Source organism: Amycolatopsis sp. NPDC089917 (assembly GCF_040684635.1).
Taxonomy (GTDB): Bacteria; Actinomycetota; Actinomycetes; order Mycobacteriales; family Pseudonocardiaceae; genus Amycolatopsis.
Genome location: NZ_JBFBGL010000007.1, coordinates 1 through 15,146, shown reverse-complemented (window position 1 = coordinate 15,146; position 15,146 = coordinate 1). Strand labels below are relative to the sequence as shown.

Sequence of the window (15,146 nt, the reverse complement as noted above, 5' to 3'; positions counted from 1 at the left end):
CCGGGAGAACGCGGGAATAACCGCGGTTAGGCCGCCGCGCGGAGGTAGTCGGGGGCGGGCATGGTCATCCGGTTGCCGGTGGAGGTCGGGCCGCCGGCGAGGGTGATCGCCATCGGCGCGTCCGTCGGCCGCGGGGTGCGCATCGGCATCCGCAGGTGGACCCGGCCGTACCGGGTGATGTCGACGCGGCCGGGCAAGGTGCCCACGGAGAAGGAGGAGGCCGCGGTCCCGGCGGCGTGCTCGGCGACCGCGATGACGGTCCACCGGCCCTCGGGGACGTTCTGGATCTCGATGTCCGCCGACAGGACGTTCGCCCTGCCGCCGAACGCGACCGGGCCGCACTGCGGGATCGACTCGGCGAACAGTCCGATGAGGACGCTCGCCGGGCCCGCCCCGCGCGGCGTTTCGACGCGCACGCTGATCGTGCCGGTGCCGCTGCGCATCGTCGCGCAGCCCATTCCGGCGCTGTGCAAGGCTTCCAGGGTCGGCAGGCGCTGGAAGTGCGGCGCCAGCGCGACGAGCAGCTCACCGACCTCGGGGTCGCGATACTGGGTCGGGGTCATCCCGACCGCACGGGTGAAGCGGCTGGTGAACGTGCCGACACTGCTGTAGCCGACGCTGCACACGATGTCCGACACCGTCAGCGACGTCGTCAGCAGCAGCCGTTTCGCCTCGAAGAGCCGGATCGCGGTGAGATAGCGGCCGGGCGTCACGCCGGTCGCCTTGGTGAAGATCCGCGAGAAGTGGAACGGGCTGACGAAGACTTCCGATGCCAGGTCGCCCAAGGTGATCGGGTCGAAGTACCTCGCGTGCATCGATGAGATGGCCTGCAGCACCGCCGGTTGCAGGGGGGACGCCGGCTCGGGGAGCCGACCGGATTCGATGAGGCCTTTCTCGTTCGCCGCCGTGGCGACTGTTCGTAGCTGCATCAGACCAACCTCGGATTCGCTGTCGCTTTTCCTCTGCACGCCAGCAAACGCGCCGGCGGTTTCGGAGCACTCGACACGCGATCGAGATGGGGTGTGCGCTGGTACTACTCGGCCCTGCGCGATCGGCGAACGGTCGGCGCGAGGCCGCGTACACCCCCGGCGACCCGACCGCGAAAGTCCGTGAAGCCCCCTTCACTACCTTCGGTCGACATACCTCGGCCGAGGTCGCGGACGAACGCATGTCGCGAAAGCCACTTTCGCGACGTCCAGTGTCCCGAAAGTGGCTTTCGCGACACGCCCGCTCGCCTCGATGCCGGGCCACACCGAGCGCGACCAGGTGACCGAACCCGGAACTCGCGTGACTCCCGCCTGCGCGTCACGCGGGCAGGTCGAGCACGCATTCGCCGACGCCGACCTCGGCGGGCCATTCGAGCTTCAGCGCGCGGTCCACGCGGTCCCCGGCGTCGACCGGGACGGCGTGCGCGGCCAGCCCCATGGCGCGGGCGACGAGGTAGAGCGTCTGCTGCAGGGCGCCGACGTGCGCCAGAGTCGTGGCGTACGCGCCGCCACCGAGCACCGACGCCATCCGCGGCATCCGCGTGGTCACCGTGATCAGCGCCGAGGGGCGCCGGTGGTTGCCGCCGCCGATCATCGCCATGTCGAGCATCGCGTCCAGATCGGACACGTCGTCGTTGACCAGGCTGAGCCGGTGTTCGAGCGGATCGTAGTGGTAGATCCCGCGATCCAGCCCCGAGCAGCGGTTGATCGAGACGTACAGCTCAAGCTCGTACAGGCAGGCGACGCTGAAGTACGGCCGCTGCGACGCACTGTGCGCCGGTCCATTAGGGAAGTGCGCGGGCCCGATCGACCGGATCCGCGCGCCGCGGAACAGGAACTCGCCGATCTGCTCGGCGGACAGCACACCCTCGGTGAACTCGGGGCAGGTGTGGTCGTTCTCCAGCAACGCCGTCAGCGTCGGATCGGTCGCCGCGCGCTCGGTCAGGTCCGGCCGGTACAGCGAATAGACCGGTCCCTCACCGGTGGAGGCCTTGACCACCGGCGGCTTCCCGAGTCCCGGCAGATCGGCCGGGCCGCCGGGCCGCCAGGTCCGGCTCGTGGTGTGGAACAGCAGTTCGTCCGGGGACCACAGGCTCAGTTCGGGGTCGTCGTCCTCGGCGAACCGGCCGTGCTCACCGGCGACCTGGACGACACCCGCGGCGACCAGATAGGACACGATCGCGCCGACCACGGCGGGCCCGATCCCCGTCGTGGCCACGATTTCCCCGACGGATTTCGCCGTCGCCAGTGTCGCCGCGACGTGCACGGCCCACGGTTGGTAGAGCACGACCCGGTAGCGCGCGGACGGCGACTCCAGGCCCATCCCGTACGCGTCGGATCGCAGGGAACTGAAGCGGGACAACCGGATCGGCCGCGAGGCGGGGATCTCGACCGGGGCGAACACCGGCGCGAGCGCCACCGGGATCACCGACAGCAAAGGCCCCCTGCCGTCGGCGAGACCGAGTGAGTGCACCACGGAGCCGCCGAGTTCCTTGAGCGCCTGCCGCAGCGCGTCGGCTCCCTCGGCGGTCCAGCTCAGCTCGCCTTCGAGGTCCGGCTCCCGCTCGACCGGCTCCCACGAAGACGTCACGTTTGCCAGCGACACCGGCCCCAGCGCCATCCGCCGCAACGATTCCCGGACCAGCGGTTCCGCACGATCGAAGTCGTACTCCCCCCAGCGCGTGACGACCACCAGTGACCCGTCCTCACCGATTTCGACGAGACTGTCGTCGGTGAGCGACCACAAGGGGATCGTCTCGGCCACACCGCCGGGGGGATCTGTCCTCAATTGTCGCTCCAGCCGGATCTACAAGAACATGGGGAAGGGGTTCAGCCGGTCGTACGGGGTGGGTTCGGGGAGCCTGCCCAGGCGCACGGGCACGTCGAACAGCCGCCCGGGGGCGAAGCGGCTCCAGAACGGGCGCAGCCCCGGAACGACCACCCTGACCACCGGAAGATCGATGTCGGGCCTGGTCTGATCCAGCACGAGCGTCTCCATTCCCAACGCGGAAAGCTTGCGTACCAAGCACTCCACGTCGTCCCGTACGTCGGGCCGCCGGACGAACTTGAAGTCCGCGGCCCGTTTCGCCGAGCGTCCGGGCGCCGGCAGCAGATACGGCTGGTTGGCGACCGTGGCGTGCCGGAGCCACTGCGCCGCGTCGGGATCGTCGAGTTCGACATCGTTCGCGAGCACCGCCGGGATCATCTGGTTGAGCTCGCTGACCGCCCTCCGCAGCGCCGTCCTGGGATCCAGGTGGGCGCCGAATCCCATCATGACGTTCTCGCGCGGCCCGGCGATACTCCTGGACAGCGCGACCATCACCGGGACACCGAGATCCGCGGTCAGGTCGAGGACCCACAGCTCCCGGCCCGCCCGCGCGTACTGGCCGACCATCTCCTCGGCCCACGGGTCGTCGAACGACGCGATGTCGACGCCGGGCACCCCGAGCCGGTTGTACCACCACATCGCGACGGCGTCGCGTTCGACGAGTTCGAGCAGGCCCTGCAGGACGGCGTCCTCGATGCTGCTTCCGGCCGCGCAGCCGTTGGAGTCCGCGCGCATGCCGGTGATCCCGCACTCCGGCGGCACCCCGTAGTAGAGGTACGCCGTCGGCATCAGCTTCCGGCGCTGCTGCGACAGCGACCACAGCGGCGTCCAGTCGACGGCTGCCTCTTCGTCGAACCGGTCGGGGACGTGCTGGAAGATCGCGTGCTTGGCGTTCCACTCGTCGCGGGTCTCGTACTGGCGCTCGTCGAAGAGCATGCACGAGTTCGGGTGGACGGCGTCCGTGCCGAGGGCCTTGAAGGTGTCGCGGATCCGCAGTTCGTCACCCTGGTAGTTGGCCGAGAACCGTTCGATCGCCTCGCACAGCGCGCCGACCTCGGCGTCGATCGGGCTCGCGCCCTTGCCGCCGTTGTCCCCGCGCAGCCCGGCCTGCAGGCCGGCCTCGCCGCGCACCCGGCGCGCGACGTTCAGCCCGGAGCGGTAGGCGTTCACGAACGCCGGCGCCCTCGGGTCGCGGGCGATCTCCTTGACGATGCCGGTGACCGGGCTGACCAGGTGGCCGAAGCGGTCGAGCACCTCGACCGGGGTGAGCGTCCGGTGGCCGCCCCCGCCCGACGTCGCCTTCTTGGCCTCGTGCAGCACGACCGGTTCGGCCGTCCGCGCGGCGACGATCCCTTCGTCACCGCATTCCGGGCACTGCGGGCGCCGCCGCAGTTCGTGCAGCCGTCCCTGAAGGTCGAGGGTGTCCAGGATCCATACGGCCTGCTGCCCCGGATAGCGGTGGCCCGCCAGCCATTTGGACGCTTCGAGGGAGATCAGGTGGGAGGCGGCCGCGGTCAGCGGCGGCACGGCGGGCATCGGGAACGAGGCCGGGCCGTCGTGTCCGAGGACCTCCTGCACGCAGGCCTCCGCGTGCCGGTGCCCCCACAGCCGGTTGGTCAGGCAGTGCCAGCAGCCGGACCGGCCGGGCTGCATGATCGGGCCGATCCACACCTGCGAACCCGACGGCCTGGCCAGCAGCCACGGCCGCCCGGTGCGCCGGTGCTCGGCGTCGATCTCGGCCAGCCTCGGGTCGAGGTAGTCGTCACACAGCACGATGGCCAGTTCGGAGGCGGTCTCGACCACTTCGATACCGCTCGCGACCAGCGCGTTCTCCACCTGCGAGGTGTCGACGCCGCGGCCGATCGCGGTCAGGCTCGCCGTCGCCGGCTTCTGACGGCAGGCCACGGCGGACGCGTCGAGCCCGCACGCGTCCCAGTACGCGAGCGCGCGTTCGTCGCCGCTGAGCTCGTCCGGGACACGAACGGTGACCAGACCCGCTTCGACGAGCTTCGCCAGGACGCCGGTGACCTGCTCCGCGCTCATCCCCTCGGGGCAAGCGGACAGGAGTCCGTCGAGGTCACGGGTGCCGTCGAGCAGGGCCGCGACCGACGCGACCTGCGCGCCGCGCATCGCGATGACACCCTGTTCCGAGAACAGGTAGGCGCCGTTGCCCTCGCTGATCTCCGCTCGCAGATGCCGTTTGAATCCCAGACCGCCGCTGATCGAGCCGGACCCGTTCGACACTGCCTCGCGCATGGGAACCCCCAGTAGGTCGGTGCGGTCCCCCGAATCCTGCTTCGCGGGGCCGGGTACCGGCCAGTGCGCGATTCACGGGTCGGACATGAAAAACCCACGTTTTTCCGGGACGCACGCACGCGGGACCTGGTGGACGGCTCACTGGCCCGGCGCACCGCCGCTCTGTCACTGTCGACGCACTGGGAAATCAGTCACGACGCGTATCGAGCTGGAGGGCGCTTGCGATGTACCCCGGATCACGAGTAGCGGACACGCGGCACGGCTCGGCACCCAACCCGATTCCGGCCCCGTCCGCAAGTCCCCTCCGCTTCACCCTCCTCGGCCCGCTCGAACTCGTGCGGGACGGGATCGACTACGCGCCGACGACGCCGAAGCTGCTGCAGGTGCTCGCCATGCTGGTGATGAGCCCCGGGAAGATCGTGCACATCGACACGATCGTCCAGGAGCTGTGGGCCAACGAGCCGCCGCGCAGCGTCCGCACCACGATGCACACCTACGTCTACCAGCTGCGCCGCTGCATCGACGAGAACGACCTCGCCCCGTACGGCGAGACCATGCTGGCGACGAAACCGCCGGGGTACGTGTTCCGGATCCAGCCGGAGCAGGTGGACGTCTTCGAGTTCCAGACGCTCCAGAAGCAGGGCCGCGAGTTGCAGCTCCAGGGCGAGCACGCCGAGGCGGCGAAGGCCTTCCGGGCCGCGCTCGACCTGTGGTCCGGGCCGCCGCTGGCGAACGTCCACTGCGGACCCGTGCTGTCGGCGTACGCGGTCGACCTCGTCGAACAGCGGCGCAGCACCCTGCACCTGCGGATCGAGGCGGACATCGCGGCCGGGATGCGGCACGAGCTGATCGGCGAACTGCGGTCCCTGGTCACCGCGAACCCGCTGGACGAGGCCCTGCACGGCCAGCTGATCCGCGTCCTCGGCCGCAGCGGCCGCCGATCCGACGCGCTCGCGACCTACCGCCAGGTGCGGTCGAGGCTCAACAATGAACTGGGCGTCGAACCCTGTGACGAACTGCAGGTCCTGCACCACGACCTGCTTTCCGAGGGCGAACCCGCGTGAAACCCATCGCAGTCACGGCGAACGAAAGCGAGGATCGGCGGATGAGTCGTACCTATGGGCAGTTCTGCGGCCTGGCCCGCGCGCTGGAGATCATCGGCGAACGCTGGTCGCTGCTGATCGTCCGTGACCTCGTCCTCGGCCCGAAGCGGTTCACCGAACTCCAGGCCGGCCTGCCCAAGATCCCGGCGAGCACGCTGTCCGCGCGGCTCAACGAACTCGAACAGTCCGGTGTGCTCCGCCGCCGCCTGCTCCCCCAGCTCGACGCCGCGGTCGTCTACGAACTCACCGAGTACGGCAGCGAACTCGACCAGATCGTGCTGGACCTCGGCCTCTGGGGCGCGCGATCGCTCGGCCGCCCGGCCCCCGAGGACGTCTTCACCCTCGACGCGGCGATCCTCTCGCTGTACACGACCTTCCAGAGCGAGAAGGCCAAGGGCGTCCAGGCCACCTACGAACTGCACTACCCGGGCGGGATGGTCCTGCACGCGATCGTCGAGGACGGCGCGCTCAAGGTCGCCGACGGCGCGCACCCCGGCGCCGACGCGATCATCGAACCGCTCGGCCCGTACATCAAGGACCTGCTGAGCGGGGAGCTCACCGCCGACGAGGCCCTGCGGACCGGCAAGGTCCGCGTCGAAGGCGCCTTCGAGTATCTGGCGCTGTTCACCGAGCTGTTCCACATCCCCGCCGCGCCCAAGGCGTCCCAGGGGATCGTCGTCCGCTGAGCCATCCGGCGTAATACGCAGGTCGGATCAGCAATCCGGAGTAACGGAAACGGTCGTTTCGCGAGTTATCTTCGACATCCACCATCGGCCGGTCTTTCGCCCAAGGAGCCCTTTCATGGCCGCACTCGATCCCCACCGTCCCGGCCTGCTCGCTTCGCTCAACGGGAAATACCACCGCGCGGCGCTCCTCACCTTCGCGGTGGTCGTCGTGGCCCACTGGGCGGAACACCTCGTGCAGGCGTTCCAGATCTACGCCCTCGGCTGGAAGACCGCGGACGCCCGCGGCGTGCTGGGCATCCCGTTCCCCAAGCTGATCAGCTCCGAATGGCTGCACTACGGCTACGCCATCGTCATGCTGGTCTTCCTGTTCGCCCTGCGCAAAGGCTTCGCCGGCCGCTCGCGGCAGTGGTGGAACCTGGCCCTGGGCCTGCAGTTCTGGCACCACATCGAGCATCTGCTCCTGCTGATCCAGGCGCAGAGCGGCTGGCGGCTCGGCGGCGGCACCGCGCCGAGCAGCATCATCCAGCTGTTCATCCCGCGCGTCGAGCTGCACCTGTTCTACAACACCATCGTCACCATCCCGATGATCATCGCGATGATCGTGCACCGGAAGGCGCCCGCCGCCGAACGGGAGCTGACCGGCTGCACGTGTTCGCCCGAAAGCCGGCGTGAGCTGGCCACCGCCGCATCGTGACCAGGAGGGTCTTCGCGCTCCTGGCCCTGGTGGCCGCCTGGCTGGGGGTCGCGGTGCTCGTCGCGGCCCCGGCCTCGGCCCACGTCGAACTCCTCTCCTCGAACCCCGCCGACGGCGCCCGGCTCACCTCGGCGCCCGCGCAGATCTCGATCACCCTGTCGGAGAACATCGGCATCCAGCCGAACTCGATCAAGGTCGTCGATCAGCAGGGCACCGACGTCGTGTCGGGCCCGGTGTTCCAGCCCGGTGACATCGCCGAACAGGTCGCGGTCAAACTCGAACCCGATCTCCCCGACGGCAGTTACCTCGTCGAGTACGCCTTCGTCTCGGCCGACTCGCATCCGGTGCGCGGCACGCTCGCGTTCGTCATCGGCACCGGTCCGCTGATCACCTCGGCGGGCGCGGTGTCCGCCTCCACCGGCACCGATCCGGTGACCGACGCGTTGTTCACCACCTTCCGCTGGGGCTCGTTCCTCGGCGTCGCGCTGCTCGGCGGGCTGGTGTTCCTGCTGGTCTGCCGTCCGGGCGGCCGGACCGACCCGGCGGCGCGGAAGCTGCTCACCGCGGGTCTGTGGCTCTCCGGCGTCACGGCCGTGGCCGGGTTCCTGCTGCAAGGCCCGTACGTCGCGGGCCGCGGCGCGGGCTCGCTCTTCGACCAGGCGCTGATCGAGGCGACCCTGCGGGTGGCGTACGGGAAGCTCCTGCTCCTGCGCCTGGCCGCGATCGTCGCGCTCGCCTTCCTCGTACGACGGCTGCTGGCGGGCGATCTGCCGGACCGGCTGCGGTCCCGGTACGAGAACCTCGGCATCGCGGCCGGGTTCGTGGTGATGCTGAGCTTCTCCGCGACCGGGCACGCGGTGGCCGACAAGATCATGTTCCTCTCGGTCAGCGCCGACCTCGCGCACTTCGGCGCGATGGCCGTCTGGGTGGGCGGGCTGATCCAGCTGGCCGTGCTCCTGCGCGGCCGGTACTCGGCGGAGGAGGCCGAGCCGGCGCTGGCGCGGTTCCATCCGATCGCGACCACGTCGATCGTGGTCATGGTGGTCAGCGGCGCCTATCTGGGCTTCCGGCTCGTGCCGTCGGTGGAGGCGCTCTGGACGTCGGCCTATGGCGTCGTCTTCCTGCTGAAGCTGACCGGGTTCGCCGCGTTGCTGCTGGTCGCGAACATGAGCCGGAACGCGGTGCGCCGCGGGATCTCCGGCCGCGGCGGCACCGGCGTCGTGACCGCCGACCTGCGGAAACTGCGGGTCAGCGTCGGGGTCGAGGTCTTGATCGTGGCCGTGGTGCTCGCGCTGGCCGCGGCGTTGTCCTCGATGTCCCCGACAGTCTGATCAGCGTTCGGTCCCCTTCTCCGGCGGGGCGAACGGCCCCCAGGTGAAGGCCCGGAGCCACGGCTCGGGATCGCCCAGCCAGTCCATGGCGGCGATCTGGGCCGGGCTCCGGCGCCCGGCGAGCGACCGGTAGACGTCCACCGGCGCGCCCGAGAGCACCGCGGCGACCGGTTCGGTGCCGGCGATCCAGGTCGCGCCCTCGATCTCGATCCGCATCCCGGGCAGTCCGTGCTTCCCCAGCGAGGAGCCGAGACCGCCGACGAGCACTTCGAAACCCCGCAGCCAGGCCGCGTGCGCCTCGGGCGGCGGGGCGCCGAGCGCGTACCGGAGATCGAGTTCGTGGGTGAAGGCGTCCATCACCATGATGTCGCCGCGGCTCTCGCCCTCGCCGTCGGCGGCGAGCAGCGCGTCGGCCTCGGGTCCGCGCTCGGCCCACAGCCGCAGCAGTTCGGCGGTCGAAGCCGTCTCCGGGATCGGGCAGGCCTCGCCGCCGAAGCGGGTGATGACCCGGTCGCAGATTTCGGTCAGATGCGCGAGCAGATCCCGGACGGTCCACTGTGGACAGGCCGGGACGACCCGTTCCCCCGCGCCCGGATGATCGGCGATCAAGATCGCGAAGTTCTCTCTGACCTGCCGATATCCTGCGGCCGCCGTCGCCGTATTCCAGCCAGGGACCCGAATTCGGCTGCTCGTCACGCGGCCACCTCCATAAAGGGTGAAACGATGGTCGTCCATTCTCCCACCGTGGGCGGGATGCCACTTCTTCCCGATTGCGCCCGACCGTTCAGCGCAAGATCACCCACCCGTGACGCGTGTCCTCACGGCTTCGGGCACACTGGTCGGGGAAAGCCCCGTGTGGCAAGGACTCTGTCCTCCCAGCAAATGTCGCACCGGTGACGGATCGCCCACTGTGGAGGTGACCAATGGAGATGCCCGGCTTCGATCTGGCGTGGCGTGGTTTCAACCGCGCTCAGGTCCGGGAATTCGTTCGCGAGGTGGAAACCGAGCTGCGACGCGTCGCCGCCGAACGCGACGAGGCGATCCGGCGCGGGGAGGCGCTCGCCGCCAGGCTCACGGCGGCGCAAGAGGAAAACCGCGAACTGAAGGACAGCGTCGATCGGATCAGCCGCGTGCCGATCGCGCCGGACGCGCTACAGGAGCGGTCGCGCCGGATGCTCGAACTCACCCGCGAAGAAGCCGCCGACATCACCGCGCGTGCCGCCGAGGAGGCCGCCAAGGCCGAGGCGGAGCGGAAGAAGGTCGCCGAAGACTTCGAGCGCGCCATGACGCTGCGCCGCGCGGAGGCGATGCGCGCGCTCGCCGCCCGGGACGAAGCGTCGCAGGCGAAGGCGCGGAAACTGCTCGAAGACGCCGCAGAAAAGGGCGAGCGCCTGGTCGCCGAAGCGCGACAGAAGGCCGATGTGGCCCTCGGCCTGCGCGACGACGTGCTGAAACAGCTGGTCGGCTGCCGCGAACTGCTCGCCAAGGCCGGAACCGTTTTGACGATCACCGCGGAACCGGAAGTGCCCGTTCAGCGCCGGAGCAGGCCAGGGGCCCGCGCCGGCACCGAAGCGGCCGCCACCTAAGCGTCGTCTCCTGAAGAAAAGACCACGGGCCGGATCTCCATCGCGTTGATGTGCGCGTCCGGGACCTGGCCCGCGATCTCGATCGCGCGCTCCTTGCTGTCGCATTCCACCAGGTAGAAGCCCGCCAGGTACTCCTTCGACTCCGCGAACGGGCCGTCGGTGACCACCGGCACGCCGTCACGCACCCGGACCACCGTGCTCTCCTTCGGCTCCCCCAGCGCCTGTGTCCCCAGCAGCTCGCCGCTCTCGGTGAGCTGCTTCATGAAAGGGTCGATGCGGGCGACCACCTCGTTGCGCTCCTCCTCGGGGAGGGCGTCCCAGGCGGTCGGGTTCATCGTGATCATGATCATGTACTTCATCGGGTGTTCCTCCTGGTCGTCCGGCCGGTGCCCGGCCACTCACGCAGGAGTCGGAGCCGCCGGATCGTCCTCGACATCCTGGCACCCACGATTTTCACCCGCCGGGGGCGGATACGTGGGGAGGGTATAGTGGACAGCGGCAGGGAACGACGAGAGAGCGGGTGCGGGATGACGGGCTACGGCAGCGAGCGGGAGGCCTACCTCAAGCGCCTGCGCCGGATCGAGGGGCAGATCCGCGGATTGCAGCGGATGGTCGAAGAGGACAAGTACTGCATCGACATCCTGACCCAGGTGTCCGCGGCCACCAAGGCGCTCCAGTCGTTCTCCCTCGAACTGCTGGACGAGCACCTCGCCACCTGCGTGGTCCAGGCCGCCGCCGCGGGCGGTGAAGAGGCCGACCTCAAGGTCCGGGAGGCGTCCGACGCCATCGCCCGGCTGGTCCGCTCCTGATCAGGCGAACCCCCGGAACCTGCGCAGCCGCAGGCTGTTGGTGACGACGAAGACCGACGAGAACGCCATCGCGGCCCCGGCGATCATGGGGTTGAGCAGGCCGAGCGCGGCCAGCGGCAGCGCGGCGACGTTGTAGGCGAACGCCCAGAACAGGTTGCCCTTGATCGTGCCGAGCGTGCGGCGCGAGAGCCGGATGGCGTCCACGGCCGCGCGCAGGTCGCCGCGCACCAGCGTCAGGTCACCGGCCTCGATCGCGGCGTCGGTTCCCGTGCCCATCGAGAGGCCGAGGTCGGCCTGCGCGAGCGCGGCCGCGTCGTTGACGCCGTCGCCGACCATGGCGACCACGCGGCCTTCGGCCTGCAGCCGCTTGACGACGTCGACCTTGTCGGCGGGCAGCACCTCCGCGACGACCTCGTCGATCCCGACCTCGGCGGCGACCGCTCGCGCGGAACCGGTGTTGTCGCCGGTCAGCAGGACCGGCCGGAGCCCAAGGGCCTTCAGTTCGGCGACGGCCTGGGCCGACGTCGGCTTGACCGTGTCGGCGACGACGACCACACCTCGCGTCTCACCGTCCCAGGCGACGACGACGGCGGTCGCGCCGCGTTCCTCGGCTTCGGCCTTGACCTGGGCGAACGTGTCGCCGACAGTGATGCCGTACCGGTCGAGGAGGGCGGGTCGCCCGGCCAAGACCTGCTTGCCTTCGACCTCGCCGGCGACGCCCAGGCCCTCGACGTTGCGGAACCCGCCGACCGGCGGCAGTGCACCCAGCCGATCCTCGGCGGCCGTGACGATCGCGCGGGCGATCGGGTGTTCCGAGGCGTGCTCGACGGCCGCGGCGAGCCGGAGCACCTCGGTCTCGTCCTCGCCGTGAAGATCGGTGAGGCTCATCGTCCCGGCGGTCACCGTGCCGGTCTTGTCCAGGACGACGGTGTCGACCTCGCGAGTGGATTCGAGGACTTCGGGGCCCTTGATGAGGATGCCCAGCTGCGCGCCGCGGCCGGTGCCGACCAGCAGCGCGGTCGGTGTGGCCAGGCCGAGCGCGCACGGGCAGGCGATGATCAGGACCGCGACGGCGGCGGTGAAGGCGGCGTCCGCGCCGCTGCCCGCACCGAGCCAGAAGCCGAGCGTGCCGACCGCGAGCGCGATCACGACGGGGACGAACACGGCCGACACCCGGTCGGCGAGCCGCTGGACGCGTGCCTTGCCGTTCTGCGCGTCCTCGACCAGCCGCGCCATCTGCGCGAGCTGGGTGTCGGCGCCGATCCGGGTGGCGCGGACGACGAGCCTGCCGCCGGCAGCGACAGTCCCGCCGACGACGGTGTCCCCGGTGGTCACCTCGACCGGGACGGCTTCCCCCGTCAGCATGCTCAGGTCGACCGCGGATCCGCCGTCGGTCACGACACCGTCGGTGGCGATCTTCTCCCCCGGCCGCACGACGAACTCGTCGCCGACCTTCAGCAGGCCGATCGGGACGCGGCTCTCGACGCCGTCCTTGAGCAGGGCGACGTCTTTCGCGCCGAGTTCGAGCAACGCTCGCAGAGCGGCTCCGGAGCGACGCTTGGAGCGGGCCTCGAAGTAGCGGCCCGCGAGGAGGAACGTGGTCACCCCGGCGGCGACCTCGAGGTAGAGGTTGCCCGCGCCGGTGCCGCGCTCCATGGTCATCGCGAAGCCGTGCCGCATCCCGGGGACCCCGGCGGTGCCGAACAGCAGCGCGTACAGCGACCAGAGCGTCGCGGCGAGGACGCCGAGGGAGATCAGGGTGTCCATGGTCGCGGCGCCGTGGCGGAGGTTGGTCCAGGCCGGGCGGTGGAACGGCCACGCGCCCCAGGTGACGACGGGCGCGGCCAAGGCCAGTGAGACCCACTGCCAGTAGGTGAACTGCCAGGCCGGGACCATCGCCAGCACGATCACCGGCACGGCGAGCACGGCCGAGACCAGGAGACGCGTCCGGAGCGAGCCCGCCTGGTCTTCGTCTTTGTCGGGCGTCGGCGGCTGGGCCGTGTAGCCCGCGGACTCGACGACACCGACGAGGTCGCCGACCGAGACCGCGGCGGGGAAGTCGACCTGCGCCTTCTCGGTGGCGTAATTGACCGTGGCGGAGACGCCGTCGACCTTGTTCAGCTTGCGTTCGACGCGCGAGGCACACGACGCGCAGGTCATCCCGCCGATGGCCAGTTCGACGCGCTGGGACGTCCCGACGTTCACGGCGTGCCTCCCGTGTGTCCCTCGTGATGCCCTTCATGCCCGCTGGTCGGCGCCGGCGGAGGAGGCGGCGCCTCGTCCAGCGGTCCGACGGCGGACCCGATCGCCCAGGCGACGACGAACACCGCGACCAGGGCCGCGGCGAACGCCGACACCTTGACGGCGGTGCTCACGAGACGAGCTGGTAACCGGCCTCGGTGACGGCCGCGTCCACGATCTGGACATCGAGCGCGGTGTCGCTGGTGACGGTTACCTTGCCGCTGGCGACGTCCACGTTCACGGCGCTGACGCCCGCGATGCCGCCGACCTCCTCGGTGACGGAGGAGGCGCAGTGCCCGCAGGACATGCCCTTGACGGTGTAGGTGGTTTCGGCCATCGGTACGAACTCCTCTACAGGACAAACGAAGCGATCACTTCTTTTATACCCCATGGGGGTAGGGGTGTGCACGGAGGGTGCGGGCACACTGCGGAAATGAGGAAGATCTCCGCCATCGGCATCGGCGCCGGCGACCCGGGACACCTGACCGTCCAGGCCGTCCGGCGGCTGAACGAGACCGACGTGTTCTTCGTGCTCGACAAGGGGTCGGAGAAGCAGGATCTGGTGGGGCTGCGCCAGGAGATCCTCGACCGGTTCGTCGAGCGGCCCGGCTACCGCGTCGTGCGGGCACCGGACCCCGAACGCGACCGTACTCCTGACGACTACCGGAAGGCCGTCGCCGACTGGCACCGGCTCCGCACCGACGTCTACGAGAGCATGATCGCGTCCCTGGGTCCCGATGAGCGGGGCGCGTTCCTGGTGTGGGGAGACCCGGCGCTCTACGACTCGACCCTGACCTTGCTGGACGCCGTGCTCGCCCGGGGGAACGTCGAATTCGAGTACGACGTCATCCCCGGGATCAGCAGCGTGGCCGCGCTGACGTCACGGCACCGGACCACGATGAACCAGATCGGCCGCCCGGTGCTCGTCACGACCGGCCGCCGTCTCGAGGCCGGCTGGCCCGCGGACGTCGACGACGTGTTCGTGATGCTGGACGCGCAGTGCACGTTCTCACGGTTCGTGGACACGGGACTGGAGATCTACTGGGGCGCGTACCTCGGGACGCCCGACGAGCTCCTGCGCTCCGGCCCCCTGACCGCCGCTCTCGCCGAGGAGATCCAGGACGTTCGCGCTTCGGCGCGGTCACGCAAGGGCTGGATCATGGACATCTACCACCTGCGGCGCCCCGCCCTCTCCCGCCCGAACCCGTAACCCACGTGCCCAGCCCCGTGTTTCGCGTGTCGGGGGCCGTCACTGGCGTGTTTGGGGGCGGATCTCGCGTGTCCGGTCGGACGGCACCTGTGCTTACCGGGACGTCTCGTGTGATCAGACGGACGACACGACGGCACCGGCATCCGGGGCCGTGTCGTCCGTCTGATCACACGTGCCGTCCGTCTGATCACGTGTGTTCCGTCTCTGGTCACGCGTGTCACGCAGGTTGGGGTGTGTGTTGAGTTCCTTGAATGAAGAAAAAGGGTCTGGGACCTGGGAGAACCTTGCGGGTTCTCGACCAGGTCCCAGACCTTTATCAATGTTAGTCCGGCGGTGTCCTACTCTCCCACAACCCTTCGGTTGCAGTACCATCGGCGCTGTCAGGCTTAGCTTCCGGGTTCGGAATGGGACCGGGC

At 69.9% G+C, this 15,146-nt stretch carries 15 protein-coding genes and 1 rRNA gene; 7 read left to right on the top strand and 9 right to left on the bottom strand.

Features of this window, described 5'->3' with window-relative positions; translation table 11 throughout:
• Positions 1 to 26: 26 nt before the first annotated feature.
• The 3 genes from AB0N89_RS07505 to AB0N89_RS07495 all read right to left on the bottom strand — a co-directional run bounded on the left by AB0N89_RS07505 (position 27) and on the right by AB0N89_RS07495 (position 5,070).
• Positions 27 to 929, bottom strand: a complete 903-nt coding sequence (locus tag AB0N89_RS07505) for an AraC family transcriptional regulator (RefSeq protein WP_364201217.1) — start codon at positions 927 to 929, stop codon at positions 27 to 29.
• A 376-nt stretch (positions 930 to 1,305) separates the two neighbouring features.
• A complete protein-coding gene (locus tag AB0N89_RS07500; protein ID WP_364201580.1) occupies positions 1,306 to 2,751 on the bottom strand; it encodes a SagB family peptide dehydrogenase in 1,446 nt (481 codons plus the stop codon).
• Positions 2,752 to 2,793: 42 nt separating this feature from the next.
• Positions 2,794 to 5,070 carry a TOMM precursor leader peptide-binding protein gene (locus AB0N89_RS07495; RefSeq protein ID WP_364201214.1) on the bottom strand — a complete coding sequence of 759 codons (2,277 nt, stop codon included), beginning with the start codon at positions 5,068 to 5,070 and terminating at the stop codon, positions 2,794 to 2,796.
• Positions 5,071 to 5,294: 224 nt separating this feature from the next.
• Between AB0N89_RS07495 and AB0N89_RS07490 the strand changes: the two genes are divergently transcribed.
• From AB0N89_RS07490 to AB0N89_RS07475, 4 genes are all read left to right on the top strand, one after another.
• Positions 5,295 to 6,134 carry an AfsR/SARP family transcriptional regulator gene (locus AB0N89_RS07490; RefSeq protein WP_364201211.1) on the top strand — a complete coding sequence of 280 codons (840 nt, stop codon included), beginning with the start codon at positions 5,295 to 5,297 and terminating at the stop codon, positions 6,132 to 6,134.
• 41 nt (positions 6,135 to 6,175) lie between these two features.
• Entirely contained in the window at positions 6,176 to 6,859 is a 684-nt protein-coding gene (locus tag AB0N89_RS07485; protein WP_364201208.1) for a winged helix-turn-helix transcriptional regulator, read from the top strand.
• Positions 6,860 to 6,974: 115 nt separating this feature from the next.
• On the top strand, positions 6,975 to 7,553 hold the full coding sequence (locus tag AB0N89_RS07480; RefSeq protein WP_364201205.1) for a hypothetical protein: 579 nt from the start codon (positions 6,975 to 6,977) through the stop codon (positions 7,551 to 7,553).
• On the top strand, positions 7,550 to 8,884 hold the full coding sequence (locus AB0N89_RS07475) for a copper resistance protein CopC (protein ID WP_364201202.1): 1,335 nt from the start codon (positions 7,550 to 7,552) through the stop codon (positions 8,882 to 8,884). Before AB0N89_RS07480 ends, AB0N89_RS07475 begins: the two co-directional genes overlap by 4 nt.
• On the opposite strand, the gene AB0N89_RS07470 is transcribed toward AB0N89_RS07475, so the two are convergent.
• On the bottom strand, positions 8,885 to 9,619 hold the full coding sequence (locus AB0N89_RS07470; protein WP_364201199.1) for a maleylpyruvate isomerase family mycothiol-dependent enzyme: 735 nt from the start codon (positions 9,617 to 9,619) through the stop codon (positions 8,885 to 8,887).
• Between the two features lie 194 nt (positions 9,620 to 9,813).
• Here AB0N89_RS07470 and AB0N89_RS07465 point away from each other — a divergent pair, with 194 nt between their 5' ends.
• Positions 9,814 to 10,470, top strand: a complete 657-nt coding sequence (locus AB0N89_RS07465) for a M protein (RefSeq protein ID WP_364201197.1) — start codon at positions 9,814 to 9,816, stop codon at positions 10,468 to 10,470.
• Here AB0N89_RS07465 and AB0N89_RS07460 read toward each other — a convergent pair.
• Entirely contained in the window at positions 10,467 to 10,829 is a 363-nt protein-coding gene (locus tag AB0N89_RS07460; protein WP_364201195.1) for a YciI family protein, read from the bottom strand. The two genes, AB0N89_RS07465 and AB0N89_RS07460, sit on opposite strands and share 4 nt — an antisense overlap.
• Positions 10,830 to 10,997: 168 nt before the next feature.
• Here AB0N89_RS07460 and AB0N89_RS07455 point away from each other — a divergent pair, with 168 nt between their 5' ends.
• Positions 10,998 to 11,279, top strand: a complete 282-nt coding sequence (locus tag AB0N89_RS07455; protein WP_009081418.1) for a metal-sensitive transcriptional regulator — start codon at positions 10,998 to 11,000, stop codon at positions 11,277 to 11,279.
• On the opposite strand, the gene AB0N89_RS07450 is transcribed toward AB0N89_RS07455, so the two are convergent.
• The 3 genes from AB0N89_RS07450 to AB0N89_RS07440 are packed head-to-tail and all read right to left on the bottom strand — an operon-like array spanning position 11,280 to position 13,857.
• Complete coding sequence (locus AB0N89_RS07450) at positions 11,280 to 13,439, bottom strand: heavy metal translocating P-type ATPase (RefSeq protein ID WP_364201577.1); 2,160 nt, start codon at positions 13,437 to 13,439, stop codon at positions 11,280 to 11,282.
• A gap of 41 nt (positions 13,440 to 13,480) precedes the next feature.
• Positions 13,481 to 13,654, bottom strand: a complete 174-nt coding sequence (locus AB0N89_RS07445; RefSeq protein ID WP_364201193.1) for a hypothetical protein — start codon at positions 13,652 to 13,654, stop codon at positions 13,481 to 13,483.
• A complete protein-coding gene (locus AB0N89_RS07440; RefSeq protein ID WP_093933112.1) occupies positions 13,651 to 13,857 on the bottom strand; it encodes a cation transporter in 207 nt (68 codons plus the stop codon). The genes AB0N89_RS07445 and AB0N89_RS07440 overlap by 4 nt, the downstream gene beginning before the upstream one ends.
• A 96-nt stretch (positions 13,858 to 13,953) precedes the next feature.
• Here AB0N89_RS07440 and cobF point away from each other — a divergent pair, with 96 nt between their 5' ends.
• Entirely contained in the window at positions 13,954 to 14,730 is a 777-nt protein-coding gene (gene cobF / locus AB0N89_RS07435) for a precorrin-6A synthase (deacetylating) (protein WP_364201191.1), read from the top strand.
• Between the two features lie 325 nt (positions 14,731 to 15,055).
• Here cobF and rrf read toward each other — a convergent pair.
• Positions 15,056 to 15,146: ribosomal RNA gene (gene rrf / locus AB0N89_RS07430) — 5S ribosomal RNA — on the bottom strand; the annotation flags it as partial.